The sequence below is a fragment of the Streptomyces sp. NBC_00250 genome (assembly GCF_036192275.1).
Classification (GTDB): Bacteria; Actinomycetota; Actinomycetes; order Streptomycetales; family Streptomycetaceae; genus Streptomyces.
Genome location: NZ_CP108088.1, coordinates 8504365 through 8524937 on the forward strand (window position 1 = coordinate 8504365; position 20573 = coordinate 8524937).

At 72.4% G+C, this 20573-nt stretch carries 17 protein-coding genes; 9 read left to right on the forward strand and 8 right to left on the reverse strand.

Going from position 1 to position 20573, the window contains the following annotated elements:
- Nucleotide 1 precedes the first annotated feature (1 nt).
- On the reverse strand, nucleotides 2-2443 hold the full coding sequence (locus OG259_RS38340) for a polysaccharide lyase 8 family protein (protein WP_328946460.1): 2442 nt from the start codon (nucleotides 2441-2443) through the stop codon (nucleotides 2-4).
- Between the two features lie 210 nt (nucleotides 2444-2653).
- On the opposite strand from OG259_RS38340, the gene OG259_RS38345 reads away from it, so the two are divergent.
- Complete coding sequence (locus OG259_RS38345; RefSeq protein ID WP_328946461.1) at nucleotides 2654-3718, forward strand: substrate-binding domain-containing protein; 1065 nt, start codon at nucleotides 2654-2656, stop codon at nucleotides 3716-3718.
- A gap of 105 nt (nucleotides 3719-3823) precedes the next feature.
- Here OG259_RS38345 and OG259_RS38350 read toward each other — a convergent pair whose 3' ends face one another.
- Together OG259_RS38350 and OG259_RS38355 are read right to left on the reverse strand one after the other, a co-directional pair.
- Complete coding sequence (locus OG259_RS38350; protein ID WP_328946462.1) at nucleotides 3824-5926, reverse strand: SpoIIE family protein phosphatase; 2103 nt, start codon at nucleotides 5924-5926, stop codon at nucleotides 3824-3826.
- Nucleotides 5927-6057: 131 nt separating this feature from the next.
- Nucleotides 6058-6465, reverse strand: a complete 408-nt coding sequence (locus OG259_RS38355) for an ArsR/SmtB family transcription factor (RefSeq protein ID WP_328946463.1) — start codon at nucleotides 6463-6465, stop codon at nucleotides 6058-6060.
- 95 nt (nucleotides 6466-6560) lie between these two features.
- Between OG259_RS38355 and OG259_RS38360 the strand changes: the two genes are divergently transcribed.
- Complete coding sequence (locus tag OG259_RS38360) at nucleotides 6561-8543, forward strand: heavy metal translocating P-type ATPase (RefSeq protein ID WP_328946464.1); 1983 nt, start codon at nucleotides 6561-6563, stop codon at nucleotides 8541-8543.
- A 159-nt stretch (nucleotides 8544-8702) separates the two neighbouring features.
- Here OG259_RS38360 and OG259_RS38365 read toward each other — a convergent pair whose 3' ends face one another.
- The 3 genes from OG259_RS38365 to OG259_RS38375 form a co-directional block, all read right to left on the reverse strand.
- Complete coding sequence (locus OG259_RS38365) at nucleotides 8703-9668, reverse strand: LysR family transcriptional regulator (RefSeq protein ID WP_443052088.1); 966 nt, start codon at nucleotides 9666-9668, stop codon at nucleotides 8703-8705.
- 159 nt (nucleotides 9669-9827) lie between these two features.
- Complete coding sequence (locus tag OG259_RS38370) at nucleotides 9828-10523, reverse strand: type 1 glutamine amidotransferase domain-containing protein (protein WP_328946465.1); 696 nt, start codon at nucleotides 10521-10523, stop codon at nucleotides 9828-9830.
- Nucleotides 10524-10752: 229 nt separating this feature from the next.
- Nucleotides 10753-11763, reverse strand: a complete 1011-nt coding sequence (locus OG259_RS38375) for a GlxA family transcriptional regulator (protein WP_328947300.1) — start codon at nucleotides 11761-11763, stop codon at nucleotides 10753-10755.
- Between the two features lie 132 nt (nucleotides 11764-11895).
- Here OG259_RS38375 and OG259_RS38380 point away from each other — a divergent pair, with 132 nt between their 5' ends.
- From OG259_RS38380 to OG259_RS38400, 5 genes are all read left to right on the forward strand, one after another.
- On the forward strand, nucleotides 11896-12828 hold the full coding sequence (locus OG259_RS38380; protein WP_328947301.1) for an NADP-dependent oxidoreductase: 933 nt from the start codon (nucleotides 11896-11898) through the stop codon (nucleotides 12826-12828).
- Between the two features lie 201 nt (nucleotides 12829-13029).
- Nucleotides 13030-13560, forward strand: a complete 531-nt coding sequence (locus OG259_RS38385) for an SAV_915 family protein (RefSeq protein WP_328946466.1) — start codon at nucleotides 13030-13032, stop codon at nucleotides 13558-13560.
- 272 nt (nucleotides 13561-13832) lie between these two features.
- Complete coding sequence (gene lysA, locus OG259_RS38390) at nucleotides 13833-15107, forward strand: diaminopimelate decarboxylase (RefSeq protein WP_328947302.1); 1275 nt, start codon at nucleotides 13833-13835, stop codon at nucleotides 15105-15107.
- Between the two features lie 172 nt (nucleotides 15108-15279).
- Complete coding sequence (locus OG259_RS38395) at nucleotides 15280-16098, forward strand: maleylpyruvate isomerase family mycothiol-dependent enzyme (RefSeq protein ID WP_328946467.1); 819 nt, start codon at nucleotides 15280-15282, stop codon at nucleotides 16096-16098.
- 248 nt (nucleotides 16099-16346) lie between these two features.
- Nucleotides 16347-16646, forward strand: coding sequence for a DUF1876 domain-containing protein (locus OG259_RS38400; protein ID WP_266901636.1), 300 nt, complete (start codon nucleotides 16347-16349; stop codon nucleotides 16644-16646).
- Between the two features lie 129 nt (nucleotides 16647-16775).
- Here the strand turns inward: OG259_RS38400 and OG259_RS38405 are convergent, their stop codons facing one another.
- Nucleotides 16776-17723 (reverse strand): quinone oxidoreductase family protein, encoded by a 948-nt coding sequence (locus OG259_RS38405; RefSeq protein WP_328946468.1) that lies wholly within the window; start codon nucleotides 17721-17723, stop codon nucleotides 16776-16778.
- A gap of 103 nt (nucleotides 17724-17826) precedes the next feature.
- Between OG259_RS38405 and OG259_RS38410 the strand changes: the two genes are divergently transcribed.
- The gene (locus OG259_RS38410; protein WP_328947303.1) at nucleotides 17827-18288 is read left to right on the forward strand and encodes a MarR family winged helix-turn-helix transcriptional regulator; all 462 of its coding nucleotides are present in this window, start codon (nucleotides 17827-17829) and stop codon (nucleotides 18286-18288) included.
- 106 nt (nucleotides 18289-18394) lie between these two features.
- Here OG259_RS38410 and OG259_RS38415 read toward each other — a convergent pair whose 3' ends face one another.
- A complete protein-coding gene (locus OG259_RS38415; RefSeq protein ID WP_328946469.1) occupies nucleotides 18395-19027 on the reverse strand; it encodes a CBS domain-containing protein in 633 nt (210 codons plus the stop codon).
- Between the two features lie 210 nt (nucleotides 19028-19237).
- Between OG259_RS38415 and OG259_RS38420 the strand changes: the two genes are divergently transcribed.
- A complete protein-coding gene (locus OG259_RS38420) occupies nucleotides 19238-20524 on the forward strand; it encodes a YncE family protein (protein ID WP_328946470.1) in 1287 nt (428 codons plus the stop codon).
- The last annotated feature ends 49 nt before the right edge of the window (nucleotides 20525-20573 follow it).

The window sequence follows — 20573 nt, forward strand, 5'->3', positions numbered from 1 at the left end:
GTCAGCCGAGGCGGACCGTGACCTTCTGGGGTGCGCCTGCCTGGCCGGTGAGGTCGCCGAAGGTGAGCTTCAGCGATGGGCCGGTGGTCGCGGCGGTGACCGTGGCGGGCCGGGAGAGGACCTTGCCCACCCTGCGGTTCCAGACGATGTCCAGGGAGGTGGCCTGCCGCGCGGGGTCCGAGACGACGACGGTCGCCGTGCCGTTGCGGTGCTCCCGTACGAGGACGGAGGCGGGGGCGCTCGCCCGGAGGCCGCCGACGGTGCCCGCGGTCCAGAAGTTCACCGCGGTGAGGCCCAGCTTAGGGACGCGGACGCCCTGCTGGGCGCCGGTGTTGGCGAGGATCCGCAGCCATCCCCGGTCGTGGGCGCGGTGGGCGGTCGTACCTGCGCTCGCTCCCGGCAGCAGGACGTAGGCGTAGTCGCCGTCGGTCGGGTCGATGCCGTGGTCGGTGAAGAGGGTCAGATAGCGGCGGGTGATCGGGTCGGGGGATCCGCCGGTGTTGATGTCCCGCCAGGAGCCGGTGCGTTCCTCGCGTACCGCGGCGAGCTTTGCGCCGCCGGGGAAGACGTAGCCCGCCTGACCGGCGATGTGAGCCCACTCGGCGTCGTCGAAGGTGGCCGTCCAGCCCTGTGTCACCGGCTGCGGACGGCCGTCGACGGTGAGCACCGGGGCGCCGGCGGCGCCGAGGGCGCGGTTGTCGACGGTCGTCTCGACGGCGTGGCCGTCCGTGGAGGTGATGCCGGCGCCGAGGCAGACGATGGAGTCGTCGAGGCAGAACCAGGACTTCTTGGCGCTCATGGTGCTGGACAGGCCCTTGAGGTGCTGGCCGACTGCGGCGTATGCGCCGTCGGTGGTGCCCCCGACCCAGGCCGCGTCCGGCATGGGCTGCCCCCAGTTGCCGCCCTCGCCGTCGGCGAGGGGCTTGCGTGATGCGGTGATGCCGGGCAGGCGGTACGGGTCGACGGTGGGCCAGTAGGCGTCCGAGTACTGCTCCAGGCCGAAGTCGCTGCCCCACCAGGAGAGCCAGCCGGCGCCGGTGTGATAGCCGCGGGCATGCTCGCCGTTGCCGAACTCGTAGTGGGCGATGCGGTTCGAGGCCATGGAGAGGGAGGCCGCCCAGTCGTGACGGCGGTGGGTGGCTCGTGCCATGTGGGGGAACAGCCGGTGCTCGACGGGCTCGGGGGCGGCCTTCACGGCGGTGTCGTCCTGCAGCGCTTGCAGGAGTGATGCCCTGATCAGGCTGAGGCCCGGGTTCTTGAGCGCGGGGTAGTAGTAGTCGCGCTGCAGCCAGCCCTTGACCATCGCCCGCCAGCGGGCGTTCTCCTCGGGGCTCGCCCCCTGGCCGACCAGCAGGATGGTCGCCATGAGGCCGTGGGCGCGCTGGTGTTCGTCGGTACCGATGCGGCTGATGCCCCGGCTGCTGACGTTGTCCATGATCAGGCCGTTGTAGATGAACGGTGCGACGGCCTTCTCGATCGTGTCGAGGAAGAGCTGGGTGCCGGCGTCCTTCACCTCCCAGCTCGACCCGCGCAGCAGGGCCAGCAGTCGGCCCACTCCGTCGTGCAGCACCGCGCCGTAGCCGCCGATGTAGGGGACGTTGCGGTGCTGGACGAACGATCCGTCGTCGTAGAAGCCGTCTCCCGAGGTGACGTACGGGAACACCGGGGCCAGCGCCTGGGACGCCAGTGTGATCTTGCCGGTGTCCTTGCCGACGATCCCGCGCAGGATGACTCCGCGGCACAGGTCGACGCGATTGGCGCCGGTGCTGGTCCCGGTGTACGAGGCGAAGACCGATTCCGGCACGAACGCGTCCACGGCCCGGCAGTAGGCGGCGATCTGTGTCGCCGACAGGTGGTCGTACATCAGCACGCAGGTGTCCATGAGCGCCTGCGGAGCGCCGATCTGCCAGTTGTACCAGTTGCCGTACCGCGTCGTGTTCTCGTTGTAGACCTCGGAGTGGAGGTGGTCGAGTCCGGTGAGGACGGCATCACGCAGTCCGGCGTCCCCGGTCAGTCCGGTGCCGGGCTGGGAGTACGCCTCGGCCATGGTGCGCAGCCGGTTGTAGCTGTCGTTCATGGTGGCGGAGAACGCGTAGGACTCCGCGTCGAGGTCCGGCTCCGGGTCGGCCCAGGAGCGGCCGGGCCAGAGTGAACCGCTCGCCGGGGCCATGGTCGCCCGGTAGCCGGCCGCGGTCGTGCCGAGGCTGCTGAGGATGGTCCGGTACGGCTCCGCCGTCGGACTGAAGCCCGTACCGAGGATGAGGTCGCGCCACTTGCCGCGCAGCGCGTCGAACTCCGCGTCGGACGTGGAGGTGAACGTCCCTTCGGCGCCGGGGGCTTCGGAGGCGCCGGACGGGTGCGCGAGCGTCCCCGTGAGTCCGAGGGCGAGCACGCCCCCACCGGCGGCATGGAGGAAGGTGCGGCGACGCCAGGGAGATGGCATGGGAGACGACCTTTACGGGAGGAGCGCGTCGTTGCCTCGGCGCTGTCGCTGGCTCGTAAGCGTGGGGTTTCTAACACGCAGAAAACCAAGAGAGCAACGGTTTGGACAGGAACCGCCATTGATTGTCCGTTCGACAAGAAACCGACAGAATCGATCGTGAGGTGGCTACACTGCGTCTGAACTGGGCCGTCGTTCGAGGGGAGCGGGGAAGTGCACGCGGAACACAGGCATCAGGCGATCCTGCGCAGGCTGCGCGAAGAGGGCTCCCTGCGGGTCAGCGACTTCGCCGCCGAACTGGGCGTCTCCCCGGTCACGATCCGCCGCGACGTGGAGATCCTCGCCGACCGCGGCCTGGTCGCCCGGGTGCACGGCGGGGCCATGCTGCCCGAGACCTGGGCGGAGACCGCATCCGCCGACGCGGACCCCGCCGCACCGGCCCGCGGCCGGGAGCGCGTGATCGGTCTGATCGTGCCGTCCGCCGACTACTACTTCCCCGAGGTGATCAAGGGCGCGCGCGAGGCCGCCGCCGCCCTCAACGTCCGACTGGTCCTGGACATCTCGGGATACGACGCGGACGAGGAGCGCGCGCAGGTCGAAAGGATGATCGGCGACGGCGTCGACGGGCTGCTCGTGGTGCCGACCGGGCCGCGTGGCTGGTACGAGCAACTGCCTGTCCCCGTCGTGATCGTGGAGCGCCGGCCCGAGTCGGACGAGATGGCCGGGATCGACCACGTCGTGTCCGACCACGTCCACGGAGCGCGCCTGGCCGTGCGGCACCTCGCGGAGGCGGGCCGCACTCGCCTCGCGCTGCTCGTACGCGGCACGAGCCCGACCGCGCAGTGGATCACCGAGGGTTTCGAGGCCGGCGTACGCGCGGCAGGGCTCGAAGCCCCTCTTCCGGTGTCCGTCCTGGACACCGGAGACGCGGGCCCCGGGAGTCCGGAGTACGACGACCCGGTCGAGGAGCTGCTCGACGCCGTGGCAGCCGGCCGCGTCGACGCCGTCATCGCCCATCCCGACAACCACGCGCTGGCGCTCCTGAGGAGGGTGCGGGCGCGATCCGTCCAGGTCCCCGGCGACGTCGCGATCGTGGCGTACGACGACGAGGTGGCGGGGCTCGCCGACATCCCGCTGAGCGCCATCGCCCCGGCGAAACATGAAGTCGGCGCGTCTGCCGTGGAGTTGCTGGTGCGCAGAATCGAGCAGCCGGACGCTCCCCGGCACCGGCTGTTCGTCCTTCCGCGACTGAGGGTGCGCTCGTCCAGCGGCGGCTGAGTCGTGAGTGGGTCGAGTCGTGAGTGGGCCGAGCCGTGGGGCCCGCGCCTCGCCGCGTGACGCGGCGGCCCGTGCTCCTCTGTCCTGGGACCGACGTCTCCTGCGTCAGTCCCGGCCGCCCGGCCGGCGGTCGGGGCCTTGACGCCGGATCCGGGCCAGCACGATCACGGCGTCGTCGGTGGGCGCGCCGGGCAGCAGTCTCGCCAGGATTCCGTCCGCCGCCTCCTCCAACGTGCCGGTCGAGCCTTCGAGTTGCGACCGCAGCGCGGCCATGCCCACGCCGATGTCGAGGCCGCGCGCCTCGACCAGTCCGTCGGTGTACAGCGCGAGGGTGTCGCCGTCGTGGAGCTCGATCTCGGTCGTACGGAAGGGCACGCCGCCGACGCCCAGCGGCACCCCCAGCACCTCGTCGATCGACTCGACCGTGCCGTCCGCCCGGCGGCGCAGCGGCGGCAGGTGACCCGCGTTCGCGATGCGGGCCAGGCCCGTCGTCGGGTCGTAGCGGATGTACAGGCAGGTCGCGTACGCGATCCCGGCGTCCTGGGCGCAGACGTCGAGCTCCTCCAGGAGACTGTCGGGTTCCAGGTTCTGGCGGGCCAGTGCCTTGGCGGTGATGCGCAGGCGGCCCATCGCCGCCGCCGCGGGCACGCCATGGCCCACCACGTCACCGACGACGAGCGCCACCCGACCGTCCGGCAGCTCGATCACGTCGTACCAGTCGCCGCCGACCTCCGTGGCGTGACTGCCCGGCAGATAGCGGTGGGCGACCTGCACGGACGGGCTGCTCGCGAGGGCGGTGGGCAGCAGCGCGCGCTGGAGGGTGAGCGCGATGTCCTGGACCCGGCTGTAGAGCCGTGCGTTGTCCAGGCACAACGCGGCCCGAGAGGCGAGCTCGCCCGCCAGGCTGAGATCCTGCTCGGTGAAGTCGGGACGGCCGCCGGCGCGGCCGAACATGGTGATTCCCTGCACCGTGCCCCGCGCGATGAGCGGAGCGATGAGCAGGGACTTCAGACCGCTGTCGATCAGGAGCTGGGCGCGGGCCTGGTGGACGACCGTCCGGGTCATGAAATCGGCGTTCACGGGGACGCAGACGGGACGGCCCGTGATCAGGGCCTCGTGGATGCTCGAACCGGGCGGATAGGTCACGCTCTCCAGGCCGCCGACCAGCTCCGGGGCGGGAGGCGGCAGGCTGGTGCCGGCCGCGATGCGGCGGGTGAGCAGCACCGATTCCGGATCGAATATCTCGCGTTCGTCCTTCCACTCCACGACCTCCACCACGGAGCCGTCGCAGAACTCGGGAACGGCCGCCTCGACCAGTTCACGGGCGGTGACGTCGACGTCCAGCGTGGTGCCGATGCGGGCCGCGGCCCGGTCGAGCAGCGCCAGTCGCTGCCGTCCGGCGGCCGCCTCCACGAGGGCCTGTTCGCGGTCGGTGACGTCCACGAGGAGACCGCCCACCCCCGGTCGCGTGCCGACGGCCTGGCTGAGGGGGAAGAAACTCACGGAGCGCACCTGGTCCCGGTCGGGACGGCCCGGTGTACGCAGGACGACCAGCGTGCTCACCACGGTCCGGCCCTCGTCGGCGACGGCCCGCAGCATGCGCTGGTACTCACCACCGTCGGACGTGATCATGAACTCTTCCATGCTCCGCCCGATGTGGTCCTCGATCGGGGTCCCGTCCATGTCCGCCAGGGCCTGGTTGAGATGGACGTAGCGCAGCTTCTCGTCGAGCATCACCAGGCCGATCGGGCACGTCTCGAACAGCGCGTCGAGAAAGGCGAGATTGGTCTTCACCCGGTCGAGCCCCGCGCTCTCGCTCGCCAGTCCCAGGATGACGGAGTGGCCCTCGGTGCCGGTCACCGGAAAGACCCGGAAGCCGCAGTCGAAGACCCTGCCGTCCCGGTGCAGCGTCGGCACGCGCGCCCGCCAGTAGCCCAAGGCGCGGCCGCGCTCCGCGAGGCGCTCCGCCGCACCGGCCCCGTCGAGGGGAGCGGCGGGGAAGAGGACGGCGGCGGGTCGGGCCAGGACGTCCGCGGCCTCGTATCCGAAGAGCCGCTTCGCACCCGGCCCCCAGTAGCAGATCCGGCCCTCCTCGTCGATGCCGAGCACGGCCACGGCCACGTGTTGCAGCAGCGTCCCGGGCTCCGACCAGAGAGGCCCGGGAGCCTGTTCGTCTCCCGGTCGACCCCCCGGCCGAGGTGAGGACACCGGGCCCCCTTTCCGGGCGCAGTCGAAGGGCGAGCGCGCCGCTCACCGGCGGAGCGGGACTTTCACGTCAATTCTGCCCGCGCTCCGTGGTTCGGACATCACGGAGGGCGCCCCTCCTGCTCGCAGCCGGTTCAGCGGGCTCCGGCGGGCAGCGTCGCGTCCTGCCGCGGGGCGGCCTCGGCGGCTGTGTCGGTCACGCCGAGGCGGAGGTGTTCCACGTGGTACAGCGCCTGGTCGAGGAGGCCCGCCACGTGGTTGTCGTGGAGCGCGTAGACGACGGAACGGCCCTCGCGGGTGCCGGTGACGAGGCCGAGGTTGCGCAGCAGTCGCAGCTGATGGGAGCAGGCGGACTGTTCCATGCCCACGGCCGCCGCCAGTTCGGTCGCCGCGCAGGGCCCTTCGCGCAGGCGGGCCAGGATCAGGAGCCGCGACGGGGTGGACAGGGCCTGGAGCGTGGTGGCGACCTGCTGCGCGTTCTCGGGGGTCAGGCGGGTGCGCGGTGCCGCGCTGCTGTCCGGTGCGTTCACTCCGTGGCCCATGGCGCCATCCTACGGAAATGAACACATGAATGGATGTTCAAGTATTCCTGTACGGTGAGGGTGTCCGGCTCCTCCCCCGAAGGACTCCCTCTGTCATGGCCTCCACCCTGACCAAGCCCGCACCACCCTCCGCCGAACGCCCGGCCCCGCGCCGTCGCACCCGTGTCCTGGCGCTGCCCGAGGCCCGCTGGGCACTGGCCGCCCTGGTGCTGTTCCTGATCGGCCTTCCCCTGGACCTGCTCGGAGCCCCGGCGTGGACCTGGGCGCCGCTGTTCGCCGCCACCTACCTCACCGGCGGCTGGGAACCGGCCTGGGAGGGCCTGAAGGCCCTCAAGGACAGGACCCTCGACGTCGACCTGCTCATGGTGGTCGCCGCCCTCGGTGCCGCGGCCATCGGGCAGGTCCTCGACGGGGCGCTCCTGATCGTCATCTTCGCGACCTCCGGCGCCCTGGAGGCGGTCGCCACCGCCCGTACCGCGGACTCCGTACGCGGGCTGCTCGACCTCGCCCCGACCACCGCGACGCGACTCCTGGACGACGGCACCGAGGAGAGCGTGGCAACCGGGAACCTGGTGGTCGGGGACATCGTCGTGGTCCGCCCGGGAGAGCGGATCGGGGCCGACGGCCGCGTCCTCGACGGGGCGAGCGAGGTCGACCAGGCCACCATCACGGGCGAGCCCCTGCCGGTGCTCAAGGAGACCGGCGAGGAGGTCTTCGCCGGCACCCTCAACGGCACCGGCGCGCTCCGCGTCAAGGTCGAACGGGACGCCTCGGACTCGGTGATCGCCCGGATCGTGAGGATGGTCGAGGAGGCCTCCGGGACCAAGGCCCCCACGCAGCTCTTCATCGAGAAGATCGAGCAGCGGTACTCGCTCGGCATGGTCGCCGCCACCCTGGCGGTGTTCCTCGTGCCGCTCGCGTTCGGCTCCGGGCCGACCGACGCCCTGCCGCGGGCGATGACCTTCATGATCGTCGCCTCGCCGTGCGCCGTGGTGCTCGCCACCATGCCGCCGCTGCTCTCCGCCCTCGCCAACGCCGGCCGGCACGGTGTCCTGGTCAAGTCCGCCGTCGTCATGGAACGCCTCGGGCAGGTCGACGCCGTGGCCCTCGACAAGACCGGCACGCTGACCGAGGGCACCCCGCGCGTGACCGTCGTCCGCCCCCTCCAGGTCGAGCACGGTCCGGACGGGGACCGGCTCCTCGCCCTCGCGGCAGCCGCCGAGCACCCCAGCGAGCACCCGCTGGCCCGCGCGGTCGTGCTCGCCGCCCGCGCCCGCGGCCATCAGCTCATGCCCGCAGAGGAGTTCGCCTCCACCCCGGGAGTCGGTGTCACCGCCACCGTGGGCGGCGACAGGGTCGAGGTCGGCGCCCCCGCCCGCCTCCTGCACGGGGCCGAGGACGCACACGCGGCCCGCGCGGCCACCGTGGCGGCCGAGCTGGAGGCCGAAGGACACACCGCCGTCCTGGTCAGGGTGAACGGCGTGCCGACCGGAGTTCTGGGCATCGCGGACCGGCTGCGCCCGGACGCCGCCGCCACCGTCGCCGCCCTGACCCGGCTGACCGGCACCGCGCCCATGCTGCTCACCGGCGACAACCCGCGCGCCGCCGCCCGCCTCGCCGCCGAAGTCGGCATCACCGACGTCCGCGCCGGACTCCTGCCCCAGGGCAAGGTCGCCGCCGTCCAGGGGCAGGACAGGGCGGGACGCAAGGTCATGGTGATCGGAGACGGCGTCAACGACGCGCCCGCGCTTGCCGCGGCCCACACCGGCATCGCCATGGGACGTGCGGGCTCCGACCTCGCCCTGGAGACGGCGGACGCGGTGATCGTCCGTGACGAACTCGCCACCGTCCCCACGGTCGTCGCCCTCTCCCGCCGCGCCCGCGGACTGGTCGTACAGAACCTCGTCATCGCGGGGGTGTTCATCACCGGCCTGGTGCTCTGGGACCTCGTGGGCACCCTGCCACTGCCCCTCGGCGTCCTCGGCCACGAGGGCTCCACCGTCCTCGTCGGCCTCAACGGCCTGCGCCTCCTCCGCGAGGCCGCCTGGCAGCGGGCCGCCGCCGAAACGACCGACTGAGCCGTCGTACGCGCGCGTGGACTCGTTCGAGCGCGTCCGCATCGACACGACGCGCTTCAAGCGGTCGTACGCGCGCGTGGAACCTCCTCAGCGGCCCACGCGGGCGGGGACCCTTCCCGCCGGCTCCATGGGAAGGGCTACCCCGGCCCTGACGTACGGTCACCAGCCGCGTCCCGCCTCGATCAGCAGGTCGCGGACGCGGGTGACGTCGGGATTGGCGGGTCGGCCGGGGCGCTGTGCGAGGTAGGCGGTGTTGATGGGCGGGTCGTCCGGGTGATGGAGGGGTACCAGGGCGCCGGAGGCCAGTTCGGCCTCGCAGAGGTAGCGGGGCAGCACCGTGAAACCCGCCCCGGCGGTGACCGCCGCCAGGACACCGCGCAGATCGGGGACGGTGACGGCGGCAGGGCAGGAGAGCCGGGTGCCGAAGACATGGCGCCAGTAGCGGCGCGCTATCGGCAGGTCCTCCGCGTATGTGATCAGCGGGATGGCGTGCAGCGCCGCCGGAACCTCGTCCGCCGCCCGCACCCCGACGCGATCCGCCCAGACGGGGGCGGCGACGAGCGTGAACTCCTCGTCCATCAGCGGTACGGCGGTCAGGGCGCGCCCCCGGGGCCGGTAGGTCGCGATCACCAAGTCGTGGCGCCCCGACCGGAGTTCGTCGAGGAGCGGTTCGGTCAGGCCCGGTGTGATCCGGAGCCGTACCCCTTCGGCCGCGAGCGGCGCGAGCGCCGGCAGGACACGGGTGCAGAGCAGTTCGGCGGGGCCCGCCAGATGCACGGGGGCGGCCCGCTCGTGGGGCGCGGTCTCGTGACCGGTCGCGGCGGCGAGCGCGTCGAGAGGAGCGGCGACCCGGGCCGCGAGGTCATGGGCGACCGCGGTCGGAGCGACGCCGCGCGGCAGCCGTTCGAACAGCTCCCGGCCCGTCTGCCGCTCCAGGGACCGGATCTGGGTGGTCACGGTGGGCTGCGACAGGCCCAGGAGTCCGGCGGCGGCGGTGAACGAGCCGGAGCGGTAGACCGCGAGGAAGGTACGCAGCAGATTCAGGTCCGCCGCCCCCACGCCGCCGCCGGGCGCCGTACCGGGGCGGGGGCCGTCGGGCCGCCCATCAGGATCCGTATGCCTCACGCGGGAAGCCTACTTGTCTCCCTATGGCAGGGGGCGGGCGGACCGTCGGGGCGGGGCGGGGCGGGGCGGGCTCGGCCGGCTCGGGGAGCGGTGGCGGGCACATGCGTCCGGCCGGGCGCCCCGCAACCCTCAGGGGTACAGGGCGCCCGGCCGCCGCCGTCAGCCCAGCTTCTTCAGGACCTCGGCCGCGAGCGGGGCGGCGGAGGCGGGGTTCTGGCCGGTGATGAGGTTGCGGTCGACGACCACGTTCGGCACCCACGGCTCGCCGACCTGGACGTCCACGCCGGCCTCGACGAGGCGGGACTCCAGGAGCCACTTCGCCCTTTCGGCGAAGCCGGACTGGGTCTCCTCGTCGTCGGTGAAGGCGGCGACCTTGTAGTCGGCGAAGGCGTTCGTGCCGTCGGCCTTCGTGGCGGCGAGCAGCGCGGCCGGGCCGTGGCAGACGACGGCCAGCGGCCTGCCGGAGTTCAGGGCGTCGATCAGCAGCCCGCCGGAGGTCGCGTCGACGGCGAGGTCCTCCATGGGGCCGTGGCCGCCCGGGTAGAAGACGGCCGCGTAATCGGCCAGGTCCACGTCGTCCAGGCGGATCGGGTGCTGGAGCGCGGTGATCGAGTCGAGGGTGGCGGCGACCTTGTCGGCACCTTCCTGCCCACCGTTGAACTCCGGGGCGAGGCTGCTCTTGTCGACCGTGGGCACGACACCGCCGGGGGTGGCGACGACGACCTCGTACCCGGCGGCCGTGAAGGCCTCGTACGGCGCGGCGGCCTCCTCGGCCCAGAAGCCGGTCGGGTGCTTCGTTCCGTCGGCCAGGGTCCAGAAGTCTGCGCCGGTCATCACGAAAAGGATCTTGGGCATGTGGGTACTCCCAGGAGGTACGGGCCAGGGTCCGGCCCGGAGAGCGGAGGAAGAGCAGAGCAGGGCGGTGATCGCACACCCCGCGTCCCGGTCCGGGACCGCCGGTGTGGCGATGTCCTCGAACGTAGCCCCGTCCCGGAGACCTTTCCAATGCGGAATCCAATGGCTGCCATGGGAAGTCCGATGGCTCCGCGGGAATACGCTCATCCCCCCTGGCCTGCGAAAAGGCTCAGGCGGTCGCCGCCTCGACCGCCGTCGGGACCGTGCCGCGGAATGTGCGCCGATAGGCGAGCGGAGTGACCCCGATGGCGGCATGGAGGTGCTGGCGCAGCGACGTCCCGGTGGCGAAGCCGACCTCCCCGGCGATGTCGTCCACCGCCAGGTCGGTGGACTCCAGCAGATGCCGGGCGCGGGCCACCCGCTGCTGGATCAGCCACCGCCCCGGGCTCATCCCGACCTCCTCGTTGAACCTGCGGGCGAAGGTCCGCAGGCTCATCCGCGCGTGATCGGCGAGCTCACTCAGGGGCAGTGGGTCCCGCAGGTTCTCCAGCGCCCACTGGCGGGTCGCCGAGGTCCCGCTGGCCGTGGTCTCGGGCACGGGCTGCTCGATGTACTGGGCCTGGCCGCCGTCCCGCCACGGCGGCACGACGCACACCCGCGCCACGTGATTGGCGACGGCGGTGCCGTGGTCCTTCCGGACGAGATGCAGGCAGACGTCCACCCCGGAGGCGGCGCCCGCCGAGGTCAGCACGTCGCCGTCGTCGACGAAGAGCACGTCCGGATCGAGCGCCACCTGCGGGAACCAGGAGCGGAATTCGCCCGCGAGAGTCCAGTGGGTCGTGGCCGGACGCCCGTCCAGCAGCCCGGCCGCGGCGAGGACGAAGGCTCCGGTGCAGATGGACACGAGCCGGGCCCCTTCCCGTACGGACGCGAGGGCCTCGGCGACCACCGGAGACAGCTCGCGGCTCAGCAGGGAGACGTCGAAGGGCGGCAGCAGGACGGTGTCGGCGGTGCGCAGCACCTCGGGCCCGTGCTCGACGGTCACCGAGAAGTCGGAGTTGGTACGGACGGGCCCGCCGTCCACCGAACACGTGAGGACCTCGTAGTGCCCGTCGGCCGCCCCGAACACCCGGCTCGGGATCCCCAGCTCGAAGGGGTACACCCCGTCGAGGGCGAGGACGACGACCCGATGACGCCTGCCCGCGGTCGGCGTGACCGGCAGCACCGGCGCGGTCGACATGACGTGCACGACTGGCTCGGCCGACATGACGGACCCCTCTCCTCTGGCACGATCTCGTCGAAAGATGGCAATCATGCCATGGTACGCGCCTGGGCCGACGGCCACGCTGGAGTCATGACGAACCACCCCACCATGCGCGCCATCAGCCAGGACACCCACGGCACCCCGGAGGTGCTCCAGGAGGTCGTGCTGCCGCGACCCGAGCCGGGCCCGAGCCAGATCCTCGTCTCCGTACGCGCCGCCGGCGTCAACCCCACCGACTGGAAGCACCGCTCGGCCGGCATCTTCCTCAACCGTCTGCCGCTCGTCCTCGGCTGGGACGTCTCCGGCGTCGTCGAGGCGGTCGGCTACGGCGTGACCGTGTTCAAGCCGGGCGACGAGGTCTTCGGGATGCTGCCCTACCCGTTCGGCGTCGGCTCCCACGCCGAGTACGTGACCGGCCCCGCCCGCGCCTTCGCGCACAAGCCCGCCGGCATCGACCACGTCCAGGCCGGCGCCCTGCCGCTCGCCGCCCTCACCGCCTACCAGGCCATCGTCGACACCGCCGAGGTCGGCCCCGGCCAGCGCGTCCTCATCCACGCGGCGGCCGGCGGCGTAGGCCACCTCGCCGTCCAGATCGCCAAGGCCCGTGGCGCGTACGTCATCGGTACCGCGAGCGCGCCCAAGCACGAGTTCGTGCGGTCCCTCGGCGCGGACGAGGTCGTCGACTACCGCTCGGTCGACTTCGCCGAGGTGGTCGAGGACGTCGACATGGTCCTGGACCCGATGTCCGGCGACACCCGCACCCGGTCCCTGGACGTGCTCCGCCCCGGCGGCACCCTCGTCTCGCTGCTCCCGGGCACCGACCCGGACGAGCCGGCGAAGGCCGCCGCCCGGGGCGTCCGGGTGGAGACCCTCCTCGTCGAGGCCGATCACGCGGGTATGAACGCCGTCGCCGCCCTGGTGGAGTCGGGCGCCCTGCGCGCCCACGTCGAGGCGGTCTTCCCGCTGGCCGAGGCCGCCAAGGCGCACTCCCTCGGCGAGACCGACCGCACCACGGGCAAGATCGTCCTCGTCGTGGAGTGAGACCCCCGGGTACCGCGCGGGCCCGCCGTCCCTGCTGACACGGGGCGGCGGGCCGCTCCGTGTCAGCGGGATGTATGCATTCGGCCCGTGTGCGTCAGGGGCGCGTCAGGGGGGCCGGGAGGTGGTGACACCGGGCCTAGCGTCGAAGACACCCCCGGCGCGACCGTGCCGGGGACCGTGCTTCGTCCCTCGGAGGAACCCATGGCAGACGCCCTGTACGGAGACGACCCGGAGCCTGGGGAACAGTTCCCGGCCGGACGGCTCTGCGTGCCCGTCCGGCCGGGCACCCGCGGTTGTGTGACCCGCTTCTTCCGCACGCCGGTCGGTGGCAGGACCGCCGTCGCGTTCACCGACCCGGCGCGGCTGAGTGCCGTCCTGGGAGCGGACCAGCCCTGGATCCGGCTGTCGGAGCCCGCACTGCGGGCGCTGATGGCACCGCTGGAGGTCCGGGAGCTGAGGATCGACCCGGTGCTGACGGCTCCGGCGACCGGCCCCGTCGCGGGCCCTGGCTCCGTACCTGCCCCCGGTCCCGTACCTGCCCCCGGTCCCGTACCTGCCCCCGGTCCCGTACCTGCCCCCGGTCCCGTACCTGCCCCCGGTCCCGTACCTGCCCCCGGCTCCGTACCTGCCCCCGGTCCCGTGGCCGCTCCGGTCTCCGTGGTCGAGGCGCAGTCGCAGCCGTCCTCGCGACATCAGGCGCAGTGGCGGCCGCTGACCGCCCTGGCGAGCTGAAGGGAGACCCAGAGGTGACCACCCTTCCCCTGGGAGCCGTCTCCGCCGCGCCGGCCGGCCCCGCGACAGGTGCCGCGACCGACACTGCGACGGGTATCCCGACCGGATACCCGACTGGACCCACCACCGGCCCCGCGACAGCCTCCGAGGCCGGATACGCATCCGACCCCGCGACCGACCCCGCGACCGACCCCGCGACCGGCTCCGCGACCGGATACGCATCCGGCCGCGCGACCGGCTCCGACCCCGCCCACGCACTCTCCGTCTGGCCCGTGACCACCACCGAGCAGCCCCACGGCCGCCTCCTCGTCGGCGGCGTCTCCCTCGCCGAGATCGCCGAGAGTCACGGCACCCCCGTGTACGTCCTCGACGAGGCCGAGGTCCGCGAGCGCTGCCGCACCTACCGCAGCGCCTTCCCCGACGCCGAGATCCACTACGCGGCCAAGGCCTTCCTGTGCCGCGCCCTCGCCCACTGGGTGGAGGAGGAGGGACTCGGCTTGGACGTGTGCTCCGCCGGTGAGCTGGAACTCGCCGTCACGACCGGGTTCCCGGCCGACCGGATCCTGCTCCACGGCAACGCCAAGTCGCCGCAGGACCTGGGGACCGCTCTGCGCCTCGGCGTGGGCCGGATCGTGATCGACACCCCCGCCGAGATCGCGCGCATCGCCGCCGCGGTCGGCATCGGAGGCCATCAGAAGGTGATGGTCCGGGTGACGCCGGGGATCAGCGCGGGCGGCCACCGGAAGATCCGTACCGGCTCCGACGACCAGAAGTTCGGACTCTCCCTGCGGGACGGCCACGCCCAGCACGCGATCGCCCGGATACTCGACCAGCCACAGCTCGAACTCACCGGAATCCATTGCCATTTGGGGTCGCAGATCACGGAGGTCAAGCCGTATCTGGTGGCCGTACGGCGGCTCGTCGGCCTCATGGCCAGGGTCCGCGACACCCATGGGGTCACCCTGGCGGAGCTCGACCTCGGCGGTGGTCACGGCATCGCCTACCGCCCCGGCGAGCCCGCTCTCGACCTCACCGCACTCGCCCGCAAGGTCCGTGCCGAACTGGCCGAGAGCTGCGCGGCGGCGGGGCTCCCCGTGCCGCGACTGATCATCGAGCCGGGCCGCGCGGTCACAGGACCGGCCGGAGTCGCCCTCTACCGGGTGCTCGCGGTGAAACGCACGCCCGGGCGGACCTTCGTGGCGGTGGACGGCGGGATGAGCGACAACCCACGACCCGCGCTGTACGGGGTGCGCTACGCCCCGCGCCTGATCGGCCGCCACTCGCCGGCCGACTCCGAGCGAGTGACGGTCGTCGGCCGCCACTGCGAGGCCGGCGACATCCTGGCCGAGGACGTCCCGCTGCCCGCCGACACCCACCCGGGCGACCTGCTGGCGGTACCGGTGGCGGGCGCGTACCACCTGTCGATGGCGTCCTCGTACAACCTCGTCGGCCGCCCGCCGGTGGTTGCAGTGCGCGACGGCCGGGCCCGGCTGTTGGTGCGCCGGGAGACCCTGGAGGACCTGCGGGCGCGGGACGTCGGCCTGTAGCCCCCTCCGCCGCGGCTCGGCATGCGACACCCGCGCCGTCGCGAGGAACGGCCGCCGTCCCGGGCGGAAAGTCGTGCCCCGGGGACCGGTGCCGAGGGAGCTACTCACTGGTACGGTCCCGACCAGCCGGTGCTCCGCATGGGGCCGCCGGAGGCAGGAGAGGGGCGGGGCGATGGTGGGACGAGTGGGTGGGGTGCTTCCCGGCGGGCTTGCGGAGGCGATACGGGGGACGGCCGAGGACATCGCCACCGTGCTCCGCGCGGCTCCCGGCGGACACGGCGCCGGGCTGCCCGTGCCCCGGTCCACCTGGACCCTCGGTGAGGCCGCCGCCCACCTGGCACAGGCCAACGCCCTCATGGCAGACCTGGCCGCCGGCCACGAGCGCCCCTACGGCGACGGCACCCCCGGCAGCCTCGCCGACGCCAACGAGCGCGCCCTCGCCGGGTTCGCCGAGCGGGCGCCCGGCCCGCTCGCCGAGATGATCACCGCCCAGGCCGAGGCCTTCCTCGCCTCCGTGGAGGAGCGCGACTCCGACGCGCTCCTCTCCACCCCGCTCGGCGCCATGCGCCCGGCCGTCCTCGGCTCGTACCTGCTGACCCACATGCTCGGCCACGGCTACGATCTCGCCCTTGCCGTCGGCCGCCCCCACATGCTGGACGCGCACCGGGTCGACCTCACCCTGCCGTTCATGATCGAGGCGATGCCCCGCGTGACCGACCCGGCCGCCGTCGACGGTCTGACGGCCCGGTTCGCGGTACGGCTCCGGAGCGGCCCGACCTTCGGGGTGGTCGTCACGGACGGCGCCGTCGAGGTCACCCACGAGCCGCCCGCACGCCCGGACTGCACCATCCTCACCGAGCCGGTCGCCTTCCTCCTCCTCGGCCTCGGCCGGATCGACCCCTGGCCCGTGATCGCCCGCGGCAAGGCGCTCGGCTGGGGCCGCAAGCCCTGGCTCGCACCTCGCTTCCCGCGCCTCTTCCGGGCCCCCTAGGCGGGACACGGCCATCGGGGTCCGGACCCTCCCGAAGGCGACGGGGTCCGGATCCTCCCGTCACAGGAGGCCATGGCGAAGGCATGGCGGTCCTTGCTTCCTCACGGTCACCGGCCTGTGACGGGGAGAGTCGATCCGCGACCGCGCCCTCTCGCGGCGTGCCGCTCGGCCCCCGCCGATGGATCCTGGAGATATCGGAAGGGGCCGCGTCCCGGTTCCTCGCGGCCCGCTGTGCGAGGAGGCAGACCATGACGCGCACCCTGGAATGGACGGTCGGCGTGGAACTGGTCGAGGAGGGCGGCAGGACCAAGGCCGAGGCCCGGCTCATGACCGGCCAGTCGACCCTCACGGGTCACGGCTCCGCGCGCTGCAACCCGGCGGACGTGGACGTCCCGGCGATCGGTGACGAGCTCGCCGCGAGCCGGGCCATGAAGGACCTGGCCGGCAAGCTCATGCGCGAGGCCAACCGCGAGATGGAGGCGGTGGGCGCCGGAACCGTACCGCAGCACACCGGCCCCGGCTACGGCTGGCCGGAGGCGGTCTCCTGACGGGACCGCCGTCCTGGGCGAGGGCCCGGCGACACGTCCCACCGGGCCCTGGCCGATGTGTTCCTGTGCCCTGATCCAAGCCGCTCGCGTGGGGGGAACCGACTCGTGGTCGACGCTCTCGGCCTGTTGTCAGGCGACGCGGAGGATGCTCTTTCCGTGGGTGGTGCCCTCGGCGAGCCGCTGCACGGCAGTGGCCAGGTCCATCAGGTCGTATTCGGCGGTGATGTCCACGCGCACCTTGCCGTCTGCAGCGAGGGCGAGTGCGCGGCGGGCGCTGTCGGCGAGGCGCTCCGGGTCGGTCTGGCTGAGCAGGTTGCTGTTGTACGTCATGAGTGACTTGCCGTGCATGAGCAGGTCGTTGGTGTCGGCCAGGACGGGTTCGAAGGTGCTGAGGTTGCCGAACACCGCGAGTCGGCCGTGCGCGGCGAGCTGCTCCAGTCCGGCGCGGCGAGTCACACCGCCGACCGGGTCGAGGATCACGTCGAAACGTTCGGTGCCGAGAGCGGTCGGGAACTCTTCGCGCAGCAGGACCTGGTCATAGCCGAATCGGGCGGCGTAGTCGGCCCTGGCGGCACTGCCGGCGACACCGACGATCCGGCCGGCCCCGGCCAGCCGGGCGAACTGGGCGGCGAGCGTGCCGACCGAGCCGGCCGCCGCGTGGATCAGCACGCTTTCGCCGGGCCGTACCCGCGCGGTGGTGTTGACCAGGTCGTAGGCGGTCGGCGCGCCCCAGCCGAGACCCGCGGCGGTCCGCAGTGGCAGGTCGCCGATGTCCAGACTGAGCGCGGCGGGTGCCAGGACCACCTCGGCACAGGCGCCTGCCGTGGTCAGCGCGGCCACAGGCGCACCGACACGGCCCGCGTCGATGCCCTCGCCGACCGCGGCTATGTGCCCGGACGCCTCGAAGCCGGGGACGAAGGGGCGCGTCACGGGGAAGTGGCCGTCACGGACCATGGTGTCCCCCCACTGGATCCCGGCGTAGGCGACTCGGATCGCGACTTCGCCGGGGCCGGGGGTGGGCTCGTCGAGTTCGGCGACTCGGTAGCGGTCCTCGGAGTCGAGGAGAACAGCCTTCATGATTACAGCCCTTTGTGTCGACTCAGTATCCTTATAGTCGAGACGGTAGGTATATAAGGTCCCTGAGTCAACCCATGAACCTGTCAATGGAAGCGAGTGTGTGATGGAAGCCCCGGTCGAGGAGTTCCTCTGTACCCGGATCAGGCGGTCGGAGCAGGCGCTGATGGCGCACCACGAGGCAGTGCTGCGCGCCTACGGACTGACCATGACGCAGTACACCGTGCTGCTGGCCCTCTCGCGCGAAGGCGGCATGTCCGGCGCTCAGCTGGCCCGCTCCTGCGGGGTGACGCAGCAGAGCATGAGCAGCGTGCTGACCAACATGGAGACCAAGGGGCTCATCCGCCGCGAGACGTCCCCGGTGCACGCCAAGGTGCAGATCGCCACCCTGACCGATGAGGGGCAGGTGCTCCTCGACCGCGCCTACCAGGAGGTGATCATCCTTGAGCGCGCACTCACCGACGCGTTCACGCCCGCCGAACATGCCGCACTCTGCGCGCTCCTGGAGCGAGCCACCACCGTGCTGATCCAGCAGACGCGCCACGCGACGGCCCCGCCCGCCGCCTGAGCCCTCGGCCACCAGGCGCACGGGCGCTCCTGTGCGGGTCGCCGAGGCCGTCGGCGCCGGCCTGTCGGCTTCCCGCCACACTCCCGAAAGGCTCCGGAGCCGACCGCTAGGCCGCGCCGCCCTCCTCGCTCTCCCCGCCCCCGCGGCTCTCCTCGTCCTCGTACGAAAGCCGGTCCGCGACCTCCACCACCCCGTCCACCGACTCGCACAGCGAGACGAGGATCGGGCCGATGCCGGCGCGGTCCAGCGTGCCGCTCAGCGTCACCCGGCCCTCGTCGACGTCGATGTGTACGGCGGAGGGGGAGAGGCGCAGGATCCGGACGACCACGTCCTCCCGGATCTCCTCCTGGATCGAGCGGTCCCTGCGCAGGAACAGCTGGAGCAGATCGCTCCGGCTCAGCACCCCGATCAGCCGCCCCTGCGCGTCCACGACCGGCAGCCGCTTCACCCGGTGCCGCTCCATCAGGCGGGCCGCCTCGACCGCCGTCCAGGAGGGCCGGGCCGTGACGACGGGGCTCGACATCATGGCCTCGGCGGTGCTCGGCCCGTCCTTCGCGGTGTGCCGCCGCAGCAGGTCGGCCTCGGAGACGACGCCCACCGGACGGTTCTCGTCGTCGACCACCGGGACGGCGGTGATGCCGTATTCGTCGAGGAGTCGCGCGATCTCCTTGAACGACGTCCCGGGCTGCACCGCCACCGCGGTCGGCGTCATCAGGTCGGCGACACTGCGGTGCCTCATCGTCCGTTCCGTCCCTTCTGGGGTCCGGAGTCCATGATCTCCTACCGGACGCCGGAGCGGGACAAGGGGGCGGGTTCGGCTGGGAGCGCTCCGGGGCGCGCGTGGCGTGAAACGGGGTGGAGAAGAGGTGTGACAGGTACTTGCGGGGCTTGTCATATACATGGTTACTTCGGGTAAGTCACCCCTGCGAGCCGGAAGAAGGACCCCCGCATGCCCTCTCTCCGTACGTCGACCGTCCGCCCCCGACGCCTCGCCGCCGCTCTCGCGGTCGCCGTCGCCCTCGTCGCCACGGTCGGCGGAACCGGATCTGCCGCCCCAGGATCGGCCGCCGCCGAAGGCGCGGCGCCCGCTGGGCTCCGCGAGGCGATGTTCGTCGGAAACAACTGGGACGGAACGGCCGACGTCATCGCCTCCCGGGGCGACTTCCACCGCATCGGCCGGGTGAACGTCATCCCCGACAAGGAGGAACGCCTCCGCGAGATCTATCTGAACCCCATCAAACTCGCGTTCTTCCTCGGCGTCCGCAGCGGCCCGGGGGAGGGCCACGACCAGTTCGTCGACGACATGTACGCCACCCCCGACGGCTCCTCCATGGTCGTCTCCCGGCCCAGCTTCGCCGACGTCGTCTCCCTCGACCTGCGCACCGGACGGATCAACTGGCGCTTCCCCGTGGCCGGTTACCGCGCCGATCACATGGCGGTCTCACCCGACGGCACCCGGGTCGCGGTCTCCGCCTCCACCGCGAACACCGTGCACGTCCTCGACATCGCCACCGGCCGGCAGATCGGCTCGTTCAAGACCGGCGACAAGCCGCACGAGAACGTCTTCACCGCCGACGGACTCCTGTGGAACATGGCCATCGGCGAGGTCACCACCGCCCTCGACGCCCCCTGGCTCGACTGGACCAAGGGAGACCGCCGCATCACCGTCGTCGACGCCACCACCTTCAAGACCGTCCGTGTCATCGACATGCGCGAGCGCCTCGACGCCTTCGGCCGCGGCGACCTCTCCGACGCCGTCCGCCCCGTCGCCTTCACCCCGGACGAGAAGAAGCTCTACCTCCAGGTCTCCTTCTACAACGGCTTCCTGGAGTACGACGTCACCACCGACCGGATCACCCGGGCCAAGGTCCTTCCCGGCAACCCGAAGACGGACCCCGACCGCACCACCTGGGTCAACGACTCGCGCCACCACGGCCTTTCGATGAGTCCCGACGGAACCAAGCTCTGCGTCGCGGGCACGATGGACGACTACGCCACGGTGGTCGACCGCGCCACCCTCCAAGAAGGCCCGCTCGTCGAGGCCTCCAAGCCCTACTGGGCGACCGTGAGCGGCGACGGACGGTCCTGCGTCATCTCCGAGAGCGGCGCCGACCGGGTGACGGCGATCGACTTCGCCACCGGGCAGCGCGTGGCCTCCGTGGACGTCGGCGACCACCCGCAGCGCGTACGGCTCGCCCGTATCCCCGCCGACTGGACCGGCCCCTCGGCCGGCTGACGCCCCCGGTCGGCTGCCCCCGGTCGGCTGACGCCCCCGGTCGGCTGAC

Bases quoted from the DNA above. Each gene is read 5' to 3' on its own strand.
- OG259_RS38340 (WP_328946460.1), bottom strand. From the start codon at position 2,443: ATGCCATCTCCCTGGCGTCGCCGCACCTTCCTCCATGCCGCCGGTGGG.
- OG259_RS38355 (WP_328946463.1), bottom strand. From the start codon at position 6,465: ATGGGCCACGGAGTGAACGCACCGGACAGCAGCGCGGCACCGCGCACC.
- OG259_RS38360 (WP_328946464.1), top strand. From the start codon at position 6,561: ATGGCCTCCACCCTGACCAAGCCCGCACCACCCTCCGCCGAACGCCCG.
- OG259_RS38370 (WP_328946465.1), bottom strand. From the start codon at position 10,523: ATGCCCAAGATCCTTTTCGTGATGACCGGCGCAGACTTCTGGACCCTG.
- OG259_RS38375 (WP_328947300.1), bottom strand. From the start codon at position 11,763: ATGTCGACCGCGCCGGTGCTGCCGGTCACGCCGACCGCGGGCAGGCGT.
- OG259_RS38380 (WP_328947301.1), top strand. From the start codon at position 11,896: ATGCGCGCCATCAGCCAGGACACCCACGGCACCCCGGAGGTGCTCCAG.
- OG259_RS38385 (WP_328946466.1), top strand. From the start codon at position 13,030: ATGGCAGACGCCCTGTACGGAGACGACCCGGAGCCTGGGGAACAGTTC.
- OG259_RS38395 (WP_328946467.1), top strand. From the start codon at position 15,280: ATGGTGGGACGAGTGGGTGGGGTGCTTCCCGGCGGGCTTGCGGAGGCG.
- OG259_RS38400 (WP_266901636.1), top strand. From the start codon at position 16,347: ATGACGCGCACCCTGGAATGGACGGTCGGCGTGGAACTGGTCGAGGAG.
- OG259_RS38405 (WP_328946468.1), bottom strand. From the start codon at position 17,723: ATGAAGGCTGTTCTCCTCGACTCCGAGGACCGCTACCGAGTCGCCGAA.
- OG259_RS38410 (WP_328947303.1), top strand. From the start codon at position 17,827: ATGGAAGCCCCGGTCGAGGAGTTCCTCTGTACCCGGATCAGGCGGTCG.
- OG259_RS38415 (WP_328946469.1), bottom strand. From the start codon at position 19,027: ATGAGGCACCGCAGTGTCGCCGACCTGATGACGCCGACCGCGGTGGCG.
- OG259_RS38420 (WP_328946470.1), top strand. From the start codon at position 19,238: ATGCCCTCTCTCCGTACGTCGACCGTCCGCCCCCGACGCCTCGCCGCC.